The sequence below is a fragment of the Pseudoalteromonas sp. TB41 genome, from assembly GCF_000497975.1.
Taxonomy (GTDB): Bacteria; Pseudomonadota; Gammaproteobacteria; order Enterobacterales; family Alteromonadaceae; genus Pseudoalteromonas; species Pseudoalteromonas tetraodonis.
Genome location: NZ_AUTH01000106.1, coordinates 136,059 through 158,908 on the forward strand (window position 1 = coordinate 136,059; position 22,850 = coordinate 158,908).

The window sequence follows — 22,850 nt, forward strand, 5'->3', positions numbered from 1 at the left end:
GCTCGAACCCCTTGCTTTGTTACAATAGCGCCATTAACTGCTAAAGCGGCAAATTGATGTTCGTTATAAGGAGCAGTTTTTCTTGGATTGTTAAAATTAAATTGACATTCATGATAAAAACAGGCATATTCCACGGCCTTTAATTTAAGCTTTATTTAAGATTGTTAGGAGCAAACCTTGGCTAACATCAAGTCTGCAAAAAAACGCGCTATCACAAGCGAAAAAAACCGTCAGCACAACGCAAGCCGTCGTTCAATGATGCGTACTTACTTCAAAAAAGTAATCGTAGCTATTGAAGCTGGCGATAAAGAAGCTGCACAGCAAGCTTTTTCTGTTGCTACACCTATCCTAGACCGTTACGCAACTAAGGGTCTAATCCACAAAAACAAAGCTGCTCGTCATAAGAGCCGTTTAGCTGCTAAAATTAAAGCGCTATAATTTGTTTTTGCAAGATTAAAAAAACCGGCTTTTGCCGGTTTTTTTTTGCCCAAAATAAATACGCTTTTTAAACGTTATCGAGCTCTGGATAAAACTTTTTCAGCATCGCCGCAATTTTCTTCGGAGAAAATGGCTTAACCACAAATCCTTTTGCCCCTCTATCTATTGCATCCTTCACATTTTCAACGCCTGAATGCGCCGACACCATCACCACGTTTGTCTCTGGTGATAACTCATTTATCTGCGCAATAAGCTCTTTACCATCACCGTCAGGTAGCTCTATATCTAAAAATATAATGTTAAAGTTTGCTGCACGGCATTCACTTATGCACTGCGCGGCCGTAGACGCTTCTTTTACATTCTCTATCCCTAAATGCATCAATGTTTGACTTAGAAAGCTACGCACCGTGCTAACATCATCAACTATTAAAATAGATAGCTGCGTATTCATATATAATCCTTATAGGCTAAAAGCCGTGTCTGCGAAATTGGTGATTTGCTTAAAATACAAATATTTACTTTATTATAGAGAGCTAAGCCAAAAAGGCCAGATTTGCTTTATGTCGAAAAACACAAAAAAGAGTCGTCGCAAAAAAAATAAAGCGGCCTATGTTAAACCAATACCTAGTAACAAGCCTGCAAACCTTGGCTTACAATTAAACCCGCGCGCAGTAAGTGTAAAACGTGGCGCCAAACTAACCGCATTTTTTATTTTCACGATATTATTACTTATATTTGTTTTAGCGCCAAAGCCTAGTTTACTCACCTATAAAAAATCAGCCATGGTTAGCAAAAGTATTTATTGGCCAGGGCTATTTGCCAATAAACCAAAGCTACTGGATTCAACGCTGCACCCTAGACTAGATAAGCATCGCAGAACACTATACCTCTGTGTAGATCTTCAGCAACCACAAAGCTGCCAAAAATATCATGTTATTGCTGAAGAGGGATTATTTTCGGTATTAATGACCCACCTTTAGCATTAAAAAAACTAATCTGAAAATTTAAAATTACTTGGTTGAAAGCTGTGCAAAAGATCAACATAATGGCGCTCCTTTTTTCAACAACTGAACTATTGAAACGACCATGCTAAACGAGCTAGATTGGCTTTTAAATACATTACTACTTGCACTAGGTTTAGGTGCATTCTTTATCAACCAACTGACACTGCTTCGCGTTGCTGCGATTAGTGCGTGTGGTTTGTTATTCCTATCATTTAGCTTAGATCTTATGTCGTCGAGTATTATTTCAAATATGAGTTTAGTGTTGATCAACACATTTTACTTGTTCAAAGTTTATACGTTTGGGCAATTTAGCGTATCTCAGCATTAATTACTTCCCCTTAGAATATTTTATAGCCCAGTTTTTCTGGGCTTTTTTTTGCTGCAGCTTTAAAGATCTTGGGTCTTAGTTTGAACTAAGTTAAAATTTATCTCGTAATAGGGTCTGTTGACCTTTCAAGGTTAAATTTGCAGCAGTCTGTTTGGTATTTAGGCAAGGCAGAGCCTATGTGGTGTGGTTATTCCCCATAGATAGGTGATAACGCAGCATCAATGCCAAACAGGCGCTGCCCTTTGGGTTCTACCTAGGGGCGATTTACTCTTTGTTGCTCGGTTTTTACTTAGCCCACTAGGTTACAAACCTCGCGCCGCGATTAAACCGCCCCTAGCTTGAACAAATTTTAATCCGCAAAGGTCAACAGACCCTTGCCTAATTTGAGATAAGCCCATGCCATTGTCAGATTTCGATTTATTCTTAACTTCTATGGAAGATGTTACCCCCATAACGCATGACACTGTGACCTTACCACCTAAAAACCATAAAGCGGTCATCGCCCAGCAAGAAAAAAATAAAGCAGCACAATCAGATTTAGTCTCTGAACAGTTCAATCCGTTGGATGAACCACTTGAATTACTCGATCCACTTGCCATATTAAGCTTTAAAAAAGAGGGCGTACAAAGCGCGGTTTTTAAAAATGTAAGATTAGCGAAATATCAGCTTGATGCGACGCTTGATTTACATGGGCAACTTTTAAAAAATGCACACGCATCATTATTAGCCTTTGTTCAAGACTGCCATCAGCGAAATATAAGAATGGTACTCGTTCGCCATGGCATAGGTATTAAAAATAAAACCAAGCCAGGGATATTAAAAAGTTACGTAAATCAGTGGTTACAAACAATTCCATGCGTTTTAGCGTTTCATACTGCACTTAGGCAGCATGGAGGAAGTGGTGCGACGTATGTTTTATTGAAGAAAAGTGATGATAAAAAGCATCAAAACAGAGAAATACACAGCAAGCGTAGCTAAATCTTGCTGTGAAAATAAGGGTCAGATCAGCAGCGCTGCCGCATTGGCTTGATTAAACCAGGCAGATATTCCTAATATAATGATAGATACAACCACGATGCTAATTTTTGCGCCCCCTTGATTGGGTTTCATAATTCATCCTATTTTTTTATTATTGTTAGAACTGTTTTTAACAATAATAAAAATTACAAATGTTAACAAGCTGTTTCTGTTAAAAATTAAACAAATTTTAATCCTTGAAGGCCAACAACTGCCAATTAATAACCTTGCTGCTTATCAATGCAATTTATTAATGGCTGTTTCGCTTTTAAACGCAAAATGTTTTCTGCTATTTGTTCAATAACACTATCCAGATCTGACAACGCAGCACAGTGCGGTGTTAAAGTAATACCTGGATGCAACCAATAAGGGTGTTCGCTTGGCAGTGGTTCACTGGCAAACACATCAAGCGTTGCTGCGCGTATACGTGTATTGTTAAGTGCATCAAGTAAATCAGCTTCTACTATATGCCCACCTCTGGCCACATTAATCACCACAGCATGTTCAGGCAGTTGCTCAAGTAACTGTTTATTAATAATGCCTTGGGTACTGCTGGTAAGCGGTAATAAACATACTAAATAATCGGTTTGCGCAAGCATCTGTGTTAAGCCGTCATCACCATGATAGAGTGTCGCAATGTTTGATGTTTTAGGGCTTCGGCTCCAAGCATTTACGTTAAAACCGTTATTAACCAGCCTATGTGCACATGCTTGACCTAGTTCGCCAAACCCTAAAATGCTTACTTGATTATGTTTATGCGCTCTTTTAGGTTTCCATATACTTTGCTGTTGCTTTATTGCATATTCTTTTAATCGCAATTTTTGTGCTAATACATGGGTAAGTACGTATTCAGCCATATCGTTGGCTAACTGTTTATCAACAATACGCACGACCTCTACATCCGCAGGTAATAAACTTAAATCAATGCTATCAACGCCAGCGCCAAATGATGACACAGCCTTTAGGTTTGGTAACGTGGGCCACAGTGATGCAGGCGCATTCCACGCTAAAACGAACTCTACACTCTCTAAATTTTGGCAATCATCAAGTTCTTCAATTCGAATACTAGGCAATCGTGATTGCATTTTTGCTATTAATTTTGTGTTGTCCCGGCCTGTTATAGCCACCAAAACTGACATGATGATTCCTTAAAAAGTAACCCTGAATAATAGTACTGATATGGTTCAATTCAATAGTATGTAAACGGTTTTAAAAAGTCACACAACTGACCGCGTATTGTCATATCCGCACTCTAAGCTAAACATATTGGCTTTAGCCTAGTATAAAAAAGAGGTGCGTATGATCAGTGTAGATAAAGTAATTGCGACTAACTTACCACAGTTAACTAACTCATTTAAAATAAAAAAACTGGTAAAAAAGAGCCTTAGCTACTTATTACATGAACAAGAGTTTACAAACTTTGCAACAACTTATCCCCATCTTCAAGGAATAGAATTTGTCGAGCAAGTACTTGATGAACTTGATTTTGACACTCGATACAAAGCAAAACAAATAGAAAATATTCCCAGTGAAGGGAAAATTGTCATTATTGCTAATCATCCAATTGGATCCTTAGATGCGCTTGCATTAATTAATGTGTTATCGACGGTGCGTGCCGATTTAAAAGTCGTGGCTAACCGAATGCTAATGACCGTTGATGCAATGCATTCATTATTACTACCCGTTGATAATTTGTCGGGGCAAAGTAAAAAACAAGAGCTTAGTAATATCCACCAGCATTTAAAAAATGAAGGAGCATTACTTATTTTCCCTGCGGGTGAAGTTTCTCGACTTCGACCAACAGGGATCAAAGACTGTAAATGGAACAGCGGGTTTTTACGTATCGCTAAAAAAGCCAATAGCCCAATTTTACCCATACATATAAAAGCCAGAAACAGCCCGCTTTTTTACGGTGCCTCTATGCTATATAAACCGCTTGCCAGTTTATTACTAGTCAAAGAAATGTTTAAACAGCGCCAAAAATCGCTCGAATTTGAAATAGGCGCCTCCATTGCTCCTGAATCTTATTTAATACCCGATTTAAAAGACAAGGAAGTGGTCGAGCTTATACGAAAACAGCTGTACCGTTTAACCACTAAAAAAACACTGCCACTAAAAACTCATGCCCCTATTGCCTCACCAGAGTGTAAAAAAGAATTAAAAAAAGCCATCGAAAGCTGTGAACATTTAGGTAAAACCAGTGATGGCATGGTTATTTATTTATACCAATACCAAGGCAGCTCACCGTTATTTCGTGAACTGGGTCGCTTACGGGAAATTGCCTTTCGTGCAGTAGGTGAAGGCAGTGGCAATCGCCGTGATATAGACAAATACGACATGCATTATCAACACTTAGTCTTATGGGATGCACAATCACTCGAACTAGTTGGCGCTTACAGATTAGCCTGCGCGCAGGATGTAATTGAACAGCACTCTCAACGTGGGCTTTATACCGATAGCTTATTTAATTATACCCAAGAGATGACGCCATACTTCAAGCAAGGCATAGAATTAGGCCGTAGTTTTGTACAACCCAAATACTGGGGCAGAAAAAGCCTCGACTATTTATGGTATGGCATTGGTGCTTTTATTAATCGCTACCCTCAGTATCGTTACTTATTTGGTGCAGTGAGTGTGTCAAACGCACTGCCAGAGCAAGCAAAATCCTTACTGGTGCATTATTATCAGCACTATTATGGCTCTGAAAAGTCACTCGCAACGCCTAACAATGCATTTCGTCACACCCGTGAGCAACAGATTCAATGCACTAATTTGTTTATGGGTAACAACATCAAAGAAGACTTTGTAGAACTTAAACACATACTGGCTAATATGGGCACCCATGTACCCACACTATTTAAACAATACACCGAGCTATGTGAGCCAAATGGGGTAACGTTTTTAAGTTTTAGTATTGATCCGCAATTTAATAATTGTATTGATGGATTGGTATTGGTCGACCTTGAGAAAGTAAAACCGAGTAAAGCAAAACGCTATTTGGGAGCGCAAGACACCGCCTCAATAAACTAAGCTTTGCCGTTAAAATATTAACTTAAGCGCCTAAGCTTGGGCGCTTAAACTTAAATACTTAAACTTAGGCAATTTAATATTTATCTAATCTCCTCATTATTAGATTGGCTAAATATATGTACTAATAGTTGGGTGTATATTTTCTCTATTTGTAACAAGTCGCTAATGGGCACATGTTCATTTACTTGATGAATAGTCTGGTTTAAAACCCCGCACTCTATCACTTGCGTGTTTTTACTTGCAAAAAACCGCCCATCTGAAGTCCCGCCGCTGGTACTAAGTACTGGATAGCTTCCGGTCACGTTAAATATTGCCTGCTCTAGCTGGGCGAGTAAGCAGCGCTCTGCCCTATGGCTTGTATAATAAGGCTCACATGGACGCTCCCATTGCACCGTTAAATATTCGTTTAAATCATTCAGTGCAGTAAGTACCAGCTGTTTCACATCTGTACTTTTATACCCATGGCTGTAGCGAATATTAAACGTAATATCACATTGAGCAGGCACTAAATTATCAAGCACGTTATCAATATTAATACCGGTAACTTGCAAGCTTGTTTTTGAGCTTGGCTCATCTAAAAGCCAATCAATTTGGGTTAATCTATTCACTACTTCAGCGCTGATATGCGCAGCATTGATGGTATTTTCAGGATAGGCCACGTGTCCTGCTTTTCCTTGAATAGTTAAACGCGCTGACAGCGCGCCACGTCGGCCATTTTTTATGGTGTCGCCCACTTGCAAATGACTTGTAGGCTCACCAACAATACAGCCATCAAGTACAACACCTTGTTGCGCTAGGCGTTTCGCAATCAACACTGAGCCATGCTCTGCTTCACCTTCTTCATCAGAGGTGATTAACCAATACAAGGAGCCCTGCTTTTGCTGCGCACTATGTATTAGCGACTGCGTTGCACTGAGCATGGCTGCAATGCCTCCTTTCATATCAGCTGCACCACGCCCATAAATCGCATCATTAATTATTTTTCCATCAAACGGATCAGCTAACCAGCCACCTTGCGCAGCAGGGACCACATCAATATGACCAGAAAATGCCACCACAGGGCCTGCTCCAAAAGATATTTTAGCAATTAAATTAGTGACATTATGGGCACTAAACTGCTCAATGCTAAAACCTAAATCAGTTAGCTGATGTGCCAGCCACTCAATACCACCTGCCGAATTAGGCGTAATTGACTTAAATCGGATCAGCGTTTGTAAGTGACTGAGCGTTTTTAACTGTGGAATAGTTAAGTACGGCGCGGGTACTTTTTTGTTGATAGCTTTTGTCATAATAAACACACCTCGTTTTAGCAGTGTATTTATTACAACGACTTTTTATGACCGCATTATGAAAGTACAGGCTAACGTGTGCCCTCTTCTATTAATGTTTCTCGTGTCACCTGCACAATGTGTTTATCTTCTTTGGTTAATCTGGTTTTTTTCCATGCGCCACGCATAAACCAAGCGAACGCTATCAGTGCGATGGTTATGTTCGTAATTGCAAACGAATACCATATTCCCTGATCGCCAAGCAAAGTGTGATTAGAAAGAATATAAGCGGCAGGAAACTGCACCACGCATTGGGATAATAACGCGATAATCATGGCATTAAGCATATTCCCAGAGGCACGAAAAGCAGCAACAATACAAAGCTGAACACCAATTCCCCCCCAGCTTAAACACATCACTTGAACAAACTGCGCGCCTTTATTTATTACACTGTTATCTTCGGGAATAAAAAATGCTACCAGCGTATCAGCATACAAGTAAGCAATGCCCCCAACAAAAGAAAGGCCTATTAATCCCCACATACTGGCAAGCTTCGTTATTTGCTCAGCCCGTTTAATATTGCCGGCGCCCATATTTTGCCCCACCAAGGTTGATACCGCCATTGATAAACCCATGGCAGGGATCATCACCATTTGCAAAATATTAGAGCCCACGCCATAAGCCGCAATGGTAACGGTTCCAAAGCTTGCCACTAAAAATGACATGATGATCAAGCCAAAAGCACGTGTTGATAATTCAATAGAACCAGGCGCTCCTAAGAAAAAAGCCCGTTTCATATATTGCCAATCGGGATAGAAGCTTTTTAGCTGTAATTGAATGCCATGGCGACCGCGTAAAAATATAATAATTCCCGCCAGCGCCGCTAAACTTTGTGTAACCAAAGTCGCCAGCGCAGCGCCCATAACGCCAAGCCCTTCAAAGCGGCCGTAACCAAAAATAAATAGCGGATCGAGAATAAAATTAAGTAACACTGTGGTGCTAACTATGATTAAAGGTACTTTAGTTTGCCCAATGCCCCGCATTAGCGATTGGAACATGGCGTAAATAAACACAAAAATAACGCCAATAAAGGACACATGCATAAACTTAAGCGCATCACTGTAAACCGCCTGTTCAACGCCTAGCAGTTTTAAAAAGTATGGGGAAAGTACATAACCAAGTAGCCCTAACACTAAGGCGGTAAATGCAACCATTAACACCGTTTGCGCTGCAACATGGTTCACTTTATCTTGCTGACCTGCGCCCATGTATTGCGCCGATAAAATAGCACCGGCCATTGCAAGCCCAGAGCCTATAGCAATGACTAAAAAAGTGATCGGGGTACTAATAGACACTGCAGCGACTTGGGTTGCTCCTAATCGCCCAACCCAAAATGCATCCGTAAGCTGATAAGCCGACTGCAATATATTAATGAGGATAATAGGAATACCTAATTTCAACAGCGCTTTAGCAATGGAGCCTTGAAGAAATAGTTGACCAGAGGGATTCATGAGGTCGCTTACTTTTATTAAACCGTGAACATAGCCTTAGTTTAACAAAACTAGCTGATTATATTATGAATACTTCGTTTGCGGCTTGTATTTAAGTGATCAGTCAATAATTTTTAAGCACTAATTAAGTAAAAGTTTAATCTAAATCAATAAATAGAGGCTCTTTACTCATCCGCTTTTGAAACTTTGATCTAGAACAGGTTTTTATTTTTAACCTCGAGCAATAATAGCCTCAATCAACAAATAGTCACACAGTAGTTCACGGAGAACAACATGAAAACTAAACTAAGCATTGCAATACTTACTTCTTTACTGGCTCTTTCTCCTGCAGCACACGCTAACTTTAGTGTTAATGTTGGCGCAATTAATGTTAATCCAGATAACGATGGTTCAAAAATTAACGAAGCACCTACTCTAGGCTTAAAAGGCGACTCAGATACTCAGTTAGGTATTACTGTAGATTACGCATTTAACGACCAATGGGTATTAGAGCTTATTGCAGCAACGCCGTTTTCTCATGATGTAGAAGGTACTGGTGGTTTAGCTGGTAATAAAATTGCTGATATTAAACATTTACCACCATCACTGGTTGCACAGTACCACTTTTTAGATAGCAGCTATGCACTTCGTCCGTTTGTAGGTGTGGGAATTAACTATACGACCTTCTTTGACGAACAGCCTTCTGCAGCACTTAAAGCAACGTTAGGAACTAACGATGTAGAAGTAAAACTAGATGATTCATTTGGTTTTGTTGCTCAAGTAGGTGCTAACTACAAGATTGATGAAAAATGGGGCCTACACGCTATGGTATCTATCATGGATATTGATACTGATGCGACTGTTTATGCTAATGGCGCAAAAGCATTAACATCAACCGTGTCACTTGACCCTGTTGTAGCCATGTTTGGTCTTAAATACTCGTTTTAATAACGTTTATGTGTGTGTTAAAAAGGCCGTTAGGCCTTTTTTTTTGCCTGTGTTTAGCGAGGTAAGTTATTTACTTTTTTTTGCTCAAGCATTTCTTTCCAGTGAATTATTTCAGCCGGTAAAATGGGGGCAACCCCGTCAAAGCCTGCAACCTCGAGCATATGCTCAACACTGACCACCCCTTTCTTACTTTTAAACACGCCGCGCACATAAGCAATGGCATGTAAGCCACGTTCTGAATGAAACTTTTGTTCAATATAAAAGTATTTATGATCCCAGCCAACCAAACGCGTACTAATGGTAAAACGTTGCATTGGCTTAATATCGCGGATGTAGGTAATGGCTGTCGCATTAACAATAGGAAACCAACGACGTTTCATTATTTGCTTAAGCAAACCAACCCGTTCAGTCATCCAGGTACGCGACAAGTCCATCATCGCTAAATAGCGTGAATTGGTTAAATGCAAATTAATATCGCAGTCACTAGGTAATGCTTTGTAGTCTATATCAACCGTATCTAACAGCGATTGATAGTCACGATTACGTTTAATTTTAAAAAATAACAGCAGCAGTCTAAAATATAAGTTCACAGCAGAGGTCTTACCAGTTGAGTTTTTATCAGTGTATCATAGCGATTGACTCGTTTGGTTGTTTTTAAACCAAGGAATCAATCACTAAATGAGGATATTTGGGTATCTATTTTTAAACTTTAACCGTTTTGCGGTTAATGCCGTAATCACGCAATTTATTAGCCACAGCAGTATGACTTAGTCCCAAGCGTTTAGCTAACTGACGAGAGCTAGGATAGGCAGGATAAAGCTTACGCAGTAAGGTGGCTTCAAAACGCTTAACCGCTTGATCAAGCGAGCCCTCAAAATCAGACTCTAAATAGCCTAAATCATGGGTAAACGTGGGTAACTGTAAATGTTCAACGCGCAGTTCACTGTCTTCTAACAACGATACCGCACGGTAAATCGCGTTTTCTAATTGGCGCACATTACCAGGCCATGGGTAATCTTGTAAAAACGTTAAACATTCTTCAGATAACTCGGGGACTGTATGACCATTTTGCTGCGCATATTTTTGAATAAAGTGTTCAGCAAGTGGCCCAACATCCGCTTTACGATCTCTGAGCGGCGCAATTTCTAGTGTTAATACATTAATTCGGTAGTATAAATCTTCTCTAAATACGCCCTCTTGAACCATTGCTGGTAAATCTTTTTGCGTGGCAGCAATAATACGTACGTTCACTTTAACTTCGTTTTCGTCGCCAACTTTTCTAAATGTACCGTCTTGTAAAAAACGTAGCAATTTAGTTTGTAGCTGCGTCGACATTTCACCTACTTCATCTAAAAATACCGTTCCACCATCCGCTTGTTCGAGTACACCACGTTTAGGCGCTGCGTTTTCTTCATACCCGGCATAACCGAATAGTTCGGACTCAGCAACATCATCTGGTAACGAGGCACACGATAAAGCAATAAATGGTTTTACTGAGCGGTTAGATGCATAGTGACAAGCTCGTGCTAGCAACTCTTTACCCGTCCCCGTTTCACCCGTAATAAGAATGGGAGCTTCAAGTTGCGCCATTTTTCGCGCTTCGCGAACCACACGGCGCATCGCCGTGCTAAAGTTATGAATAGTCGCGAAGCTTTCTTGGCCATAACGCCTAAAAGCACTCACTTGCTGACCTAAACGGCTTTGCGATTTTATATTAATTACCGCGCCCGCTAACACATCGCCTTCGCTGCCTTGAGGGACCGCAATAGGCAGAATATCAGCAATAAAATCTTCACCTGCTACTTCAACACGCGTGGTTTGCCCCAGTACTTCTTTGCCCTCTAACCAACGGGTAAAGTTAAAGCCTTTGAGCAAATTATTAATATTAGCACCGGTGACTTCTTTTTCTGTTAATTGTAAATCTTTGCAGGCTGCGTCGTTACACAGGCGCACCCACCCTTTAGCATCAATAGATATAACGCCATCAGGAAGTGCTCTTAATAAGGTGTTAAGTTCGTTGTGCTCACGTTCAGACGGTAAAAACGCGGTTGTGCGTACATCATGTACACCATCGATTAAGCGAATAGACGGCATGATTTTTTGAAATTGTTCAAATTCAATCTCAGGAAAACTCACATACATACGACAATTTACTGAGTCGACTTCAATCCCCTTTAAGTCAACATTGTAGCTAACTAAAATATTAAGAATCTCTTGAGCAATACCAACTCGGTCTGCACAGTGAATATCTAAACGCATACACCCTCAGGTAAGGAAAAACTAGTTGGCGTGAATAATACGCTAACTCTGTTTACGAGCATAGTTTATTGTAAAGAAATTTGGACGAAAAAATGTTTTTTTACTAACTAGAGGGCTTTTTCAAGCACTTAACGCATTCAAGCTTGGCTGTTCACTAAAAGTCCGGGTTATTGCAACTCAATTTAGTCAAGCTGACCTTGTATAAATTATATGCTGCAATGAGCGAATCATTACTGTCCATACGCCAATATTCGCTCATGTTTAATCTAAGTGGTGATTATTAAATTAAAGTGGTAAAGGTTAACTATTATTAAAAATTTAGTAGCTGTAACTACCCGTAAAACAAAGCTTTTATTTATTTTTCAAGCTGTATTTAAACAGTGTTAAAGATAACGTTGGTATGACAATGTTACCTATGATGTTAAAGATATTTTTTGATAAGTTTAGGTGTTTACTGCAGCAAATAGGGGTTCACACACTGGTATTTAACAATTACATAACCGATGTATGATAGCGCGCTCAACGCTTCCCCTCGCACAAAGGTCTATGTATACTTAGGCGCAATTGTAACTAGGATAAGGGTGTGACGCTTACCTAAACGTATAGCTGCGTTTAGCAAACCATTACCTTAGCTGCATAAAAAACACTGATGATCGAGCATTTATTATACTTTTTATGAGTAAAAATTTAGCTAAATAAAAAACCACAAGGTCATCAAAACAATAATGAATTAGGAAGTAAATATGAGTTCAAATTCTGACAGTGGCTGGTTTGGTCACCCTAAAGGACTTTCAACCCTGTTTTTCACAGAAATGTGGGAACGAATGAGTTACTACGGTATGCGAGCGATGCTCGTATTATTTATGACAGCAAGTTTACAACAAGAAGGCCTAGGATTTACCGTTGCTTCTGCTGCTGCAATTTATGGCTTATACACAGGTTCAGTATACTTTTTAGGTTTACCTGGTGGTTGGTTAGCAGATAGATTATTTGGTGGTCAAAAAGCAGTATGGTATGGCGGTATTATTATCATGTGTGGCCATATTATTTTAGCCGTGCCACATGAATATTCATTTTTTATTGGTTTGATCTTTGTTGCAACTGGTACTGGTTTACTTAAACCTAATATCAGTGCCATGGTTGGTCAGCTTTATACTGACGAAGATGAGCGCCGTGATGGTGGTTTCGCTATTTACTACATGGGTATTAACTTAGGTTCTTTAATTGGTTACTACGTGTGTGGTTACTTTATGGAAAACGTAGGTTGGCACTGGGCATTTGGTGCCGCGGCTGTTGGTATGGGTATTGGTTTAATTCAATACAAGCGCACACTTAAAAACTTACCAGATCACAGCGCATTACCTGCTAACCCATTAAGCCCTAAAGGTACTTCGCGCGCATGGGGTGGTATTGCTGCATTTGTTATCGCGACCGCCGGTGTTACCGCTGCTGCGATGACGGGTGCTATTGTCATTAACCCATCGATTGTTGCAGGGTACACCGCAGTTATATTTACTGTTATCTTTTTCGTTTACTTTGGCCTTATATACTTCAAAGGCAAACTAACCGATGCTGAAAAACAAAGAATGTGGGCGCTATTTTTAGTCTGTGTCGCTTCAGCCTGTTTTTGGTCTGGCTTTGAACAAGCCGGTTCTTCATTAAATCTGTTTGCTCGTGACTATACAGACCGTCTGGTTGGCACATTTGAAATTCCAACGACCTGGTTCCAATCTCTAAATTCATTGTTCATTATTGCGCTATCGCCATTCTTTGCCGCTTTTTGGATTAATTTATCTAAAAAAATGGTCTCGCCTACTTACAGCGTAAAATGTGCGTTGGGCCTCGTTATTATGGCTTCAGGCTTTTTAGTAATGTTTATGGCAGCACACTATGCCGCTGAAGGCTTAAAAGTAGCACCTTATTGGCTTGTTACTACGTATTTCTTACACACAGTGGGTGAGCTTTGTTTGAGCCCAGTTGCATTGAGCGCTGTAAGTAAGTTATCGCCTCGCCGCTTTACTGGTCAAATGATGGGGGTATTCGTACTTACTTACTCTATCGGTAACGTGATTTCAGGATTACTTGCTGGTAACTTTGATCCTAACAATGTTGAAGAAATCCCGAACCTTTACCTACAAATTGCCTTATTTAGTATCGGTGTAGGTATCATCTTAGTACTGATGAGTTTTAAAGCTAAAATATGGGAAAAACAAGGTTTAGAACAAACCGCACCAACACAATAATTTAGATTTATCACACGCATAATTATGAGCTTTGATAAATGATATCAAATACCTCCTGTAGTTAACTGCAGGGGGTATTTTTATGGCCGCTTGATTAAACCCCACAATTTTTACATTCAGCCGTTTATTATTTATACCTCATCACTGTGCATAAACGAGTTTATAGCAGCAAACCATCAATACTCTTTGTTTTTATATATATCGCAGCTAACCAAACTCATTAAAAGTGTAAATAATAAAATACAAAAACTGCACTTTTTTAAGCGCAAAAAAACTAAAAACACATATAAATAAATTAAATTAAACTATTAACAATCAATAATTTAACAAGAAAACCTACACTTTTATCTCGCTACCTAATTTTTACTTTCACCTGCTCGTATGTAAATAAACAACATACTTTGATAACCGTCTCGTAAAATTTACACACGCGCTATTTACTAAATAACAACACCCTCTTCCCCAAAACACCAATCTGGTTAATCATGCAGGCAATACGATAACTAATAATCGCAGTGCTTAATTGCGGGAGTAATTATAATGAGTGAAGTAAATAACCCTTTAGGTTTGGTTGGTATTGAATTTACCGAGTACGCAACACCCGATGCCGATTACATGGATAAAGTGTTTACCGATTTTGGTTTTTCAAAGTTAAAAAAATTCAAAGGTAAAGACATTGTTTATTACAACCAAAACGATATTCATTTTTTACTAAATAATGAACGCGATGGTTTTTCAGCTGAATTTGCTAAAAATCATGGCCCAGCAATTTGTTCTATGGGTTGGCGCGTAGAGAACGCTCAAGCGGCTTTTGAAGCAGCGGTTGAGCGTGGCGCTAAGCCTGCTACTGATGCAGCAAATAAAGACTTACCGTACCCTGCCATTTACGGCATTGGCGACAGCTTAATATACTTTATTGAACAGTTTGGCGATAAAGGCTCTATCTACGCAAACGACTTTGAAGATTTAGCTGAGCAAAACGTCGTCAATGATAAAGGGTTCTTACGTATAGACCACTTAACTAACAACGTTTATAAAGGCACAATGGAAACATGGGCTAACTTTTATAAAGACGTGTTTGGTTTTACCGAAGTGCGCTACTTTGATATTAAAGGCCAAAAAACAGCCTTACTCTCTTATGCGTTAAAATCACCTTGTGGCACTTTCTCTATTCCAATCAATGAAGGTAAAGGTAACGACAATAACCAAATTGATGAATACCTAGGCGAATACAATGGCCCAGGTGTACAGCATTTAGCCTTTTTAACTGATGACTTAGTGAGCTCACTTGATAAGTTAGATAAATCAACTATCGCCACTTTAGATATTATCCCTGAGTACTACGATACTATTTTTGACCGTGTACCATGGGTTAAAGAAGACAAAGAAAAGATTCGTGAGCATCAAATCCTGGTTGATAGCCAAAGCGAAGATTGCTACTTATTGCAAATTTTCTCTAAAAACTTATTTGGCCCAATCTTCATTGAGATGATTCAACGTGTTGACGATGGTGGCTTTGGTGAAGGTAACTTCCAAGCGCTGTTCGAATCAATCGAGCGAGATCAAGAACGCCGCGGCGTTTTATAATTAAAATTATGACTCTAAAAAGCAGCGTATTTCGCTGCTTTTTGTCGTTTAATCGTAGCTAAGAGAGCTTATCTCTCTTTGCGTGTTTAAATCGCGCTTTTCATCACCATATAACTAGTAGATATTTAAAACTTGCTGGTGCGATGTTCTTATTTAATAAATTGATATGCGCGACCAACTAAACCAAAGGAAATGTAATGAGTTTAATTAACGAAACCCATGATATAAATTTAACTAGCTGGGTTGCATCAGCAAATGATGCACAATGTGACTTCCCTATCCAAAATCTACCTTTTGCCGAAGTACGTCGCAAAAATAGCAACGAAGCTTTCCGTGGCGCGGTTGCCATTGGCGATCAGGTTATTGATTTAGCAAAAGTAAATGAACTCGCTATTTTTAGTGGCGATGCTCAAGTCGCCATTGCTGCAGCAAGTAATCCTACACTAAATGAGTTTATGGGTCTGGGTGAGCAATATTGGTCAGCCCTACGTTTAGCATTATCGAAAGCATTACGTGAAGGTTCTGAGCATCAAGAACAACTTACACACGCACTTATTGCGCAAAGCGAGATTGAATTTGCTCTGCCATGTCGCATTGGCGATTACACCGACTTTTACACCTCGATTTATCATGCTACGGCCGTAGGTAGTTTATTCCGCCCTGATAACCCACTGCTACCGAATTACAAGTGGGTACCGATTGGTTATCACGGTCGTTCGTCATCTATTGGCGTATCTGGTCAGCAGTTCCATCGCCCTAAAGGACAAACTAAAGCGCCAGACGCAGAAGTACCTTCATTTGGTCCGTGTAAGCGTCTTGATTACGAGCTTGAACTGGGTATTTACTTGGGTAAGGGTAATGAGCTGGGTGATGCTATTGCCATTGAAAATGCTGAAAAACATGTGTTTGGCTTTTGTGTTTTCAACGATTGGTCAGCACGTGATTTACAAGCATGGGAATACCAACCGCTTGGTCCATTTTTAGCAAAAAACTTTGCATCAACCGTGTCACCATGGATTGTAACTACCGAAGCACTTGCACCATTTAGAACAAGCTGGACGCGTGATGAAAATGATCCGCAACCATTGGAATATTTAGAATCAACGGCTAACCGTGATCAAGGCGCATTTGATATTCAAATGGATGTTAAAATTCAAACGCAAAAAATGCGTGATGAAGGCTACAACCCAACACAAGTGTCTAAATCTAGCTTTAAGCATTCTTACTGGACTGTGGCACAAATGGTGACTCACCATACGGTAAACGGTTGTAACTTTATGCCAGGCGACATGCTGGGCTCTGGAACGCAATCAGGCCCAACTCATGAAGAAGCCGGTTCATTACTTGAGCTTTCTCGTGGTGGTAAAGAAAAAATCACCTTAAGCAACGGCGAACAGCGTAGCTTCTTGGAAGACGGCGACAACGTGATAATGCGTGGCTGGTGTGAAAAAGAAGGTTTTGCACGTATTGGCTTCGGCTGCGTAGAGAGTACGGTATTGCCAGCAAAATAATTGTAAAATCAATAAACTAGTAAAAAAGGGTGGCCGAATAAGCCGCCCTTTTTTATTAATTAAGCCATAGTTACAATTTTTTTCTGGCTTTTTTAGTTGAAATTGCTATCTTGAATCCGTTAATAGCCAGTAAATATGTGACATGTCTGTATTCATAAAATCTTTTTTTCATAAAAACTTCCCAGCTCGCCAGCTGCTTATTCGCCAAAATGGCGAAGTAAAGCATGTGGTTTTGGCACCATGGTTACAAGTTTCTGTACTCGCTATTATTATCACCGCTATTGTGTGGATGAGTGTCTCTAGTATTCGTGTGTATATGCAAACACACCAAATATCTCATATCGAACAAACTCAACTTGATAAGCAAGCGCAGTGGCAACAAAAAGTAAAGCAGCAGCAGCAACGCTATGCATTACAACAAGAACAGTTAGCTGAACTAGAACAAAAACAAGCTTTATTACAAGGTATGATTGAATCATTGCCTGCTTCTATTAGCAAAGACGCCATTAAATTAGAGGGTGAGCTTGACTCCTCCCCTATAAATGAGAGTGAGAGCGAATTCCATGAGCCGCTCGAAGATGACAAGTCACAAAACAAACATGCCCATAATAGCGCCACCAGTTTTGAGCAGCGCTATACTTTACTAAATCAGCAATACGATACTAATTTTACCTTATTAGCTGCGCAAATTAATCAACGGCACGACGCTATTTTAGAGATATTGCAAGACACAGGTCTCGAAAATGCACTTGCACAGCACCTCGCATTAGCGGCACAAACAACGGCGCAAGGTGGCCCGCTGGACATACTTGATGAAAGTAAAATACCCAATACATTTTTAGCTATTGCCGATAAGTTGCTTGTTTTAAATCAGCTAGAAAACTTTTTAACCGACTTGCCGAACACATTACCCTTACCTGCCGCAAAATATTATATTTCGAGCAACTTTGGGCTTCGAAAAGATCCCATGAATAAAAGACGCGCATTTCATAAAGGCGTTGATTTAGCTGGCTGGCATAAAACAGAAATTTTTGCCCCTGCCGATGCAACGGTACGCCGAGCTGGGCGCAATGGTGGTTATGGTAACTTTATTGAATTAGAACATAAAAATGGCGTTGTAACGCGCTTTGGTCACTTAAACAAAGTTAATGTTAAAAAAGGCCAAGTTGTTGCAAAGCATGATGTCATTGGTTTAATGGGCAGTACCGGAAGAAGTACAAGTACTCATTTACACTATGAAGTATTAATAGACGACAAGCATGTCAATCCACTAAAAATAACAAAGGCGCTTTCTCGTGTTTGGTAAAAATAAACAAGCAAAAACGGACTCATCAATCAAGCGAGTGAGTCATACTCCCTCAATTATTTCTAACGATGTGCGTATTACAGGCTCTTTAGTTAGCCAAGGTGAAGTGCAACTCGATGGACGTATTGACGGTGATATTAAAGCTGAGCATTTAGTTATCGGCTCCTCCGGTGTTGTTGAAGGCGTTGTTGAGGCGAGCAGCGTTGTTGTTAAAGGTAAAATCATAGGCTCTTTAAATGCAAGCGAAGTGAAGATCGAAAATAATGCCCATGTACTTGGCGATATTTTTCATGACACACTAAGCATAGAAGCCGGTGCGATTATTGAAGGTAGTTTAAAGCAGCGCTTTGAAAAAGAAGTCATTGAGCATGCTAAAGATAAACCAAAACCGGTTAACGATGTAAAAGCCATTGTTGATAATGAAGACAGTGGCCTTTCGTTTGTAAACAAGTCGTCTACTGCAAAAAGTTAAACCTGAACAAAAAATGGTTTAGTCAATAAACTAAACCATTGTTTTTAATGCTTTATATAAAAAATATAATTTAGCAATTACTTCTTCTTTGTGATGTACATGGTTATATCTGCAGTAAACACCAACTCATTTCGGGTATTGTAAAGCTTTACCGGCACCACTAAATCTTCTTTATCAATCCATTGATGAGGTAACTCAATTTCAGCAATCGCGGTAACGTCTGTGTCTACTTTAGCTAAATATTGTACTGTCATACCTTTAGGTATCCAACGGTGTGTTTTATACGGTACCGTCGCATCCACCATCACTCCCGCACACAGCTCAGCCAAATTACATTGAGCAATCGCATGAATTGTTCCAATATGATTATGTACACGGCGTGTGTTTTTAACCACAGCACTACAGTGCCCTGCTTTTAAATCTAAAATAGTGGGTTTCATAGAGCCAAAATAAGGTGCCTTGAAACACACGGCTTTACTGAAAAGCCAGTTACCGCATGGCCACTTTTTAAATTTATGCCATGTTTTAATTAATGCAGACTCATTACTCATTATTATTTTTCCATTGTCTTTGCTTAAAAAGCAAATTAACACATCGGATCAGTTTAAAGAAGTGTGATACTTAAACAAAAATAATCATAATAAGGTTAAAAGTAGGTAACTTGGCTGATACATCGGCCATAAGCCCTTTCTTTTTCATCAGTCGCCACTTAAAATACCGACAAAAGGAGACCTGATGCATACACAGCCCGCTAAACCCAATTTTACTTTATTACTTATCTTAGCGTTACTCGTCATTTTTTGTCCGATGGGCATTGATATTTACCTGCCTGCCTTTCCCACTATCGCAGAGCAATTCTCAGTGAGCGAAAAGCAAGTACAGCAAACGGTGGCTATTTTTATGCTTACTGTTGGTTTAGGGCAATTAATTGCAGGTCCACTCGCTGATCGTTTTGGCAGAAAGCCCGTTGCCTTAACTGGGGTCGCTTTGTATGGACTGGCGGCATTGGGTGCATATTATGCTCCTAGCTTTTTAGTACTGATGTTTGCTCGTGCTATTCAAGGGTTAGGCGCGTGCGCTACCTTTGTTGTCGCTTTTGCAATAGTAAGAGATAAGTTTGGTAGTGAACGCAGTGGCCAAATAATTACCTATCTAAACGGTATCGTTTGCTTTATTCCAGCATTAGCGCCCATTTTAGGTGCTTGGCTAACCGTACAGTTTGGTTGGCAAATGAACTTTCTATTTTTAACCGGTTTTGCATTACTGGGGTTTATTGTCACCTTATTCTTGTTTAGGGAAACACGACCAGCAGACAGTCATTACCAGGGGCATATTTTAGATTTAAGACGCTTTTTCCCCATCATTTCAACTCCATTATTTTTATTTAATAGCTTGTTATGTATGGTCACTATGTCAGCCATATTGGTGTTTGTAACACTGGCTCCCGGTTGGCTCATTACTGAATTAGGTGGCAGCGTAGCCGACTTTACCTTTTGGTTCTCGCTCAATGCAGTGCTTAGTATTCTTGCTAGTTTTATTATGCCTATTTACATTAAACGTCAACCTAAAAGAGCCTTAAAAATAGGCCTTTTAGTGCTAGTGAGTGCCGGCTTACTTATGTTGTTATTAAGCCAATATAAAACGCCATTGGCATTAATGATCCCTATGTTCATTGCAGCATTTGGTTTTGCCTTGACACTTGGCTCTGCCGCTGGGCGTGCTTTGAGTTTATTTCCTAAACAAGCAGGCACCGCCTCTGCTCTTTTGGGAGCAATGCAAATGAGTGGAGCAAGCTTATTGGTTTTTATTACTCAATACTTAAACTTATCAACCCCAGAGCTTATTGGTACGCACTTTCTATTATTAATTCCTTTTTGTTATTTACTGTTTCGTTATGCTAAATATGCTTAGCCACTAACGCATTTTCAATACTTCTCTCATTTTGGCTAATTCAGGTGCTACTTGATTAGCCGCCCCTAATCCAAACAAAGTATATATTTTTTGTTTGAAAATAATTAATTTTTAGTTAAACAATTTCGTTTTTGTAGATAAAATACCTTGTTTTTTGCTTTTTATTATTTTAATGCCGGCTTAAGTTAACATAAAGTTAACCAATTAATTCTAGGATATTATAATATGAAAAAGAATAAACTCGCCTTAGCATTAGTTCTTACTGGTATTTGTGCAGCCGGAACTGCCCATGCTGCAAACGATCGCTTCATCATTCAAGTTGATAATAATAAAAAAGGTGTTGTTAAAGCGCTTACTAAAAAACTAGGTGGTGAGATTAAAGTAGATGGTAATTGATTTATTGCCGCAAAATTTACTGGTCAAGATTTAAGTAGCTTAAAAGGCCTACTCAACAACCCACATATTAAACTCATTGAAGAAGATCATAAGCGTGTACCTATGTCATTATTTAACGATGATGTAGGCGATGCAATGCAGCAGCAAATTACGCCTTATGCCGTTTATCAATCACAGGTTGATCAAGTAACTTTTGATGCCAATGCAGGCATGAAAGTCTGTGTTATCGATTCCGGCTTAGATAGATCAAACCCTGACTTTATTTGGGGCAACATCACCGGTGATAACGACAGTGGCACCGGTAATTGGTTTGATAATGGCGGCCCACATGGTACTCACGTAGCCGGTACAATTGGTGCTGCAGACAACGTCCTTGGTGTGGTAGGTATGGCACCGGGTGTGGCAATGCACATTATTAAAGTATTTAACGAATCAGGCTGGGGTTACTCATCTGACTTGGCTCAAGCAGCAGATTTATGTTCTCAAGCAGGTGCGAACATTATTAGTATGAGCTTAGGGGGCGGCGACTCAAACAGTACAGAATCAAATGCGTTTGCTAACTTTACTAATGCAGGCGGCCTTGTTGTTGCTGCCGCGGGTAATGATGGTTGGTGCTAATGATGCCAATAATCAAATTGCTGATTTTTCACAATTCCCAAGTTGTTCATCAGGTCGTGGTAAACGTGCAACAAACGATGAAACCATTTGTGTAGAAGTAACAGCCGGTGGTGTTGATACGCTATCAACCTACCCTGCAGGTATGGCTACAGCAGCGAGTATGTCAGCCGATGGCACAGCATAAAATTCATCAGCAATGGAAAATGCAGGTCAAGTCACGGCGAGTGTCTACTTTATGGGGACCGGCGAAACAGTTGATCCAGCAGCGGCTGGTAAAGTATGTATGATTGACCGCGGCGTTGTTTCATTTTACGACAAAGTTGCTAACTGTGAAAACTCAGGCGGTTTAGGTGCGGTTATTATTAACAATGAAGCCGGCATGTTATACGAACACTAGGTGATACCAACAATACTTCAATTCCTGCTGTAGGCGCTGCATTTGAAGATCGTAGCGCATTAGTTGCTAGTACAAACGTGACAATTAATATTGGCGCAACTGATTATGGTTTTATGAGTGGAACGTCAATGGCAACGCCTGCGGTTTCAGGTATTGCTGCGCTAGTATGGTCTAACCATAGCGGCTGTACAGGCACAGAAATTCGCGATGCGTTAAAAGCAACAGCGCAAGATCAAAGGGCTGCTGGTCGTGATGATTACTTTGGCTATGGTATTGTATAAGCGGCAGACGCTGATGCTTACCTTACAGCAAACGGCTGTGCGGGTGGCGATACTGGTGGTGTTGATCCAGAGCCAGGCGTAGATGATATCTCTCTTAGCGCTTCAAGTTACAAATCAAAAGGCACTAAATTTGTTGATTTAAGTTGGAATGGCGCAGCAACAAGCCAAGTTGATATCTACCGCAATGGTAGCAAAGTCATTACCACTGCAAATAATAATGCCTACACCGACAGCATTAATACTAAAGGGGGTGGCATCTATACATATCAAGTATGTGAAGCGCTGAGCACTACGGTGTGCTCAAATAATATCACCGTTAGTTTTTAATAAATTTAGCACTTCGTTA

20 protein-coding genes and 1 pseudogene are annotated in these 22,850 nt (G+C 39.9%); 14 read left to right on the plus strand and 7 right to left on the minus strand.

The features are described 5' to 3' along the window. Nucleotides 1-177 precede the first annotated feature (177 nt). A complete protein-coding gene (gene rpsT / locus L641_RS0119315) occupies nt 178-438 on the plus strand; it encodes a 30S ribosomal protein S20 (protein ID WP_008114420.1) in 261 nt (86 codons plus the stop codon). Nucleotides 439-505: 67 nt separating this feature from the next. On the opposite strand, the gene L641_RS0119320 is transcribed toward rpsT, so the two are convergent. Continuing rightward, entirely contained in the window at nt 506-889 is a 384-nt protein-coding gene (locus L641_RS0119320; protein WP_008114419.1) for a response regulator, read from the minus strand. A 109-nt stretch (nt 890-998) separates the two neighbouring features. Between L641_RS0119320 and L641_RS0119325 the strand changes: the two genes are divergently transcribed. The 3 genes from L641_RS0119325 to smrA all read left to right on the plus strand — a co-directional run bounded on the left by L641_RS0119325 (nt 999) and on the right by smrA (nt 2,748). Beyond that, nucleotides 999-1,418: a hypothetical protein gene (locus L641_RS0119325; RefSeq protein WP_029750472.1), complete on the plus strand. Its 420-nt coding sequence runs from the start codon at nt 999-1,001 to the stop codon at nt 1,416-1,418. Nucleotides 1,419-1,524: 106 nt separating this feature from the next. Next, complete coding sequence (locus L641_RS0119330; RefSeq protein ID WP_013464466.1) at nt 1,525-1,770, plus strand: hypothetical protein; 246 nt, start codon at nt 1,525-1,527, stop codon at nt 1,768-1,770. Nucleotides 1,771-2,166: 396 nt separating this feature from the next. Next, entirely contained in the window at nt 2,167-2,748 is a 582-nt protein-coding gene (gene smrA / locus L641_RS0119335; RefSeq protein WP_024602836.1) for a DNA endonuclease SmrA, read from the plus strand. Between the two features lie 257 nt (nt 2,749-3,005). Here smrA and L641_RS0119345 read toward each other — a convergent pair whose 3' ends face one another. Then, nucleotides 3,006-3,926 (minus strand): glyoxylate/hydroxypyruvate reductase A, encoded by a 921-nt coding sequence (locus L641_RS0119345; protein WP_024602837.1) that lies wholly within the window; start codon nt 3,924-3,926, stop codon nt 3,006-3,008. 160 nt (nt 3,927-4,086) lie between these two features. On the opposite strand from L641_RS0119345, the gene L641_RS0119350 reads away from it, so the two are divergent. Next, a complete protein-coding gene (locus L641_RS0119350) occupies nt 4,087-5,817 on the plus strand; it encodes a lysophospholipid acyltransferase family protein (RefSeq protein WP_024602838.1) in 1,731 nt (576 codons plus the stop codon). A gap of 80 nt (nt 5,818-5,897) precedes the next feature. Here the strand turns inward: L641_RS0119350 and dapE are convergent, their stop codons facing one another. Both dapE and L641_RS0119360 read right to left on the minus strand, forming a co-directional pair. After that, nucleotides 5,898-7,106: a succinyl-diaminopimelate desuccinylase gene (gene dapE, locus L641_RS0119355; protein WP_024602839.1), complete on the minus strand. Its 1,209-nt coding sequence runs from the start codon at nt 7,104-7,106 to the stop codon at nt 5,898-5,900. 71 nt (nt 7,107-7,177) lie between these two features. Beyond that, a complete protein-coding gene (locus L641_RS0119360; RefSeq protein WP_013464459.1) occupies nt 7,178-8,596 on the minus strand; it encodes an MATE family efflux transporter in 1,419 nt (472 codons plus the stop codon). 273 nt (nt 8,597-8,869) lie between these two features. On the opposite strand from L641_RS0119360, the gene L641_RS0119365 reads away from it, so the two are divergent. Next, nucleotides 8,870-9,523, plus strand: a complete 654-nt coding sequence (locus L641_RS0119365; RefSeq protein WP_013464458.1) for an OmpW family outer membrane protein — start codon at nt 8,870-8,872, stop codon at nt 9,521-9,523. A 53-nt stretch (nt 9,524-9,576) separates the two neighbouring features. Here L641_RS0119365 and L641_RS0119370 read toward each other — a convergent pair whose 3' ends face one another. Then, the gene (locus L641_RS0119370) at nt 9,577-10,113 is read right to left on the minus strand and encodes a thioesterase family protein (protein WP_016899430.1); all 537 of its coding nucleotides are present in this window, start codon (nt 10,111-10,113) and stop codon (nt 9,577-9,579) included. Between the two features lie 112 nt (nt 10,114-10,225). Continuing rightward, the gene (tyrR, locus tag L641_RS0119375) at nt 10,226-11,782 is read right to left on the minus strand and encodes a transcriptional regulator TyrR (protein WP_013464456.1); all 1,557 of its coding nucleotides are present in this window, start codon (nt 11,780-11,782) and stop codon (nt 10,226-10,228) included. Nucleotides 11,783-12,525: 743 nt separating this feature from the next. Between tyrR and L641_RS0119380 the strand changes: the two genes are divergently transcribed. The 5 genes from L641_RS0119380 to L641_RS0119405 all read left to right on the plus strand — a co-directional run bounded on the left by L641_RS0119380 (nt 12,526) and on the right by L641_RS0119405 (nt 18,901). After that, nucleotides 12,526-14,025: a peptide MFS transporter gene (locus L641_RS0119380; RefSeq protein ID WP_013464455.1), complete on the plus strand. Its 1,500-nt coding sequence runs from the start codon at nt 12,526-12,528 to the stop codon at nt 14,023-14,025. Between the two features lie 540 nt (nt 14,026-14,565). Beyond that, entirely contained in the window at nt 14,566-15,612 is a 1,047-nt protein-coding gene (hppD, locus tag L641_RS0119390) for a 4-hydroxyphenylpyruvate dioxygenase (RefSeq protein WP_016899429.1), read from the plus strand. Nucleotides 15,613-15,809: 197 nt separating this feature from the next. Continuing rightward, complete coding sequence (fahA, locus tag L641_RS0119395) at nt 15,810-17,123, plus strand: fumarylacetoacetase (protein ID WP_013464453.1); 1,314 nt, start codon at nt 15,810-15,812, stop codon at nt 17,121-17,123. 142 nt (nt 17,124-17,265) lie between these two features. Then, nucleotides 17,266-18,429, plus strand: a complete 1,164-nt coding sequence (locus L641_RS0119400; RefSeq protein ID WP_024602841.1) for a M23 family metallopeptidase — start codon at nt 17,266-17,268, stop codon at nt 18,427-18,429. After that, nucleotides 18,419-18,901 (plus strand): polymer-forming cytoskeletal protein, encoded by a 483-nt coding sequence (locus tag L641_RS0119405; RefSeq protein ID WP_013464451.1) that lies wholly within the window; start codon nt 18,419-18,421, stop codon nt 18,899-18,901. The genes L641_RS0119400 and L641_RS0119405 overlap by 11 nt, the downstream gene beginning before the upstream one ends. 77 nt (nt 18,902-18,978) lie before the next feature. Here L641_RS0119405 and L641_RS0119410 read toward each other — a convergent pair whose 3' ends face one another. Beyond that, the gene (locus tag L641_RS0119410) at nt 18,979-19,452 is read right to left on the minus strand and encodes a hotdog fold domain-containing protein (RefSeq protein ID WP_016899426.1); all 474 of its coding nucleotides are present in this window, start codon (nt 19,450-19,452) and stop codon (nt 18,979-18,981) included. Nucleotides 19,453-19,636: 184 nt separating this feature from the next. Between L641_RS0119410 and L641_RS0119420 the strand changes: the two genes are divergently transcribed. The 3 genes and pseudogenes from L641_RS0119420 (at nt 19,637) to L641_RS22480 (ending at nt 22,831) form a co-directional block, all read left to right on the plus strand. After that, nucleotides 19,637-20,812, plus strand: coding sequence for a multidrug effflux MFS transporter (locus tag L641_RS0119420; RefSeq protein ID WP_013464448.1), 1,176 nt, complete (start codon nt 19,637-19,639; stop codon nt 20,810-20,812). Nucleotides 20,813-21,037: 225 nt separating this feature from the next. Further along, nucleotides 21,038-21,208, plus strand: coding sequence for a hypothetical protein (locus L641_RS23675; RefSeq protein WP_249365177.1), 171 nt, complete (start codon nt 21,038-21,040; stop codon nt 21,206-21,208). A gap of 3 nt (nt 21,209-21,211) precedes the next feature. After that, nucleotides 21,212-22,831: pseudogene (locus L641_RS22480) on the plus strand (S8 family serine peptidase). The last annotated feature ends 19 nt before the right edge of the window (nt 22,832-22,850 follow it).

Excerpts from the sequence above, each read along its gene's own strand:
- L641_RS0119360 (WP_013464459.1), bottom strand. The coding sequence starts at position 8,596 with ATGAATCCCTCTGGTCAACTATTTCTTCAAGGCTCCATTGCTAAAGCG.
- L641_RS23675 (WP_249365177.1), top strand. The coding sequence starts at position 21,038 with ATGAAAAAGAATAAACTCGCCTTAGCATTAGTTCTTACTGGTATTTGT.
- hppD (WP_016899429.1), top strand. The coding sequence starts at position 14,566 with ATGAGTGAAGTAAATAACCCTTTAGGTTTGGTTGGTATTGAATTTACC.
- L641_RS0119420 (WP_013464448.1), top strand. The coding sequence starts at position 19,637 with ATGCATACACAGCCCGCTAAACCCAATTTTACTTTATTACTTATCTTA.
- L641_RS0119380 (WP_013464455.1), top strand. The coding sequence starts at position 12,526 with ATGAGTTCAAATTCTGACAGTGGCTGGTTTGGTCACCCTAAAGGACTT.
- fahA (WP_013464453.1), top strand. The coding sequence starts at position 15,810 with ATGAGTTTAATTAACGAAACCCATGATATAAATTTAACTAGCTGGGTT.
- L641_RS0119400 (WP_024602841.1), top strand. The coding sequence starts at position 17,266 with ATGTCTGTATTCATAAAATCTTTTTTTCATAAAAACTTCCCAGCTCGC.
- dapE (WP_024602839.1), bottom strand. The coding sequence starts at position 7,106 with ATGACAAAAGCTATCAACAAAAAAGTACCCGCGCCGTACTTAACTATT.
- L641_RS0119320 (WP_008114419.1), bottom strand. The coding sequence starts at position 889 with ATGAATACGCAGCTATCTATTTTAATAGTTGATGATGTTAGCACGGTG.
- smrA (WP_024602836.1), top strand. The coding sequence starts at position 2,167 with ATGCCATTGTCAGATTTCGATTTATTCTTAACTTCTATGGAAGATGTT.
- L641_RS0119325 (WP_029750472.1), top strand. The coding sequence starts at position 999 with ATGTCGAAAAACACAAAAAAGAGTCGTCGCAAAAAAAATAAAGCGGCC.
- L641_RS0119330 (WP_013464466.1), top strand. The coding sequence starts at position 1,525 with ATGCTAAACGAGCTAGATTGGCTTTTAAATACATTACTACTTGCACTA.
- L641_RS0119345 (WP_024602837.1), bottom strand. The coding sequence starts at position 3,926 with ATGTCAGTTTTGGTGGCTATAACAGGCCGGGACAACACAAAATTAATA.
- L641_RS0119410 (WP_016899426.1), bottom strand. The coding sequence starts at position 19,452 with ATGAGTAATGAGTCTGCATTAATTAAAACATGGCATAAATTTAAAAAG.
- L641_RS0119365 (WP_013464458.1), top strand. The coding sequence starts at position 8,870 with ATGAAAACTAAACTAAGCATTGCAATACTTACTTCTTTACTGGCTCTT.
- tyrR (WP_013464456.1), bottom strand. The coding sequence starts at position 11,782 with ATGCGTTTAGATATTCACTGTGCAGACCGAGTTGGTATTGCTCAAGAG.
- L641_RS0119350 (WP_024602838.1), top strand. The coding sequence starts at position 4,087 with ATGATCAGTGTAGATAAAGTAATTGCGACTAACTTACCACAGTTAACT.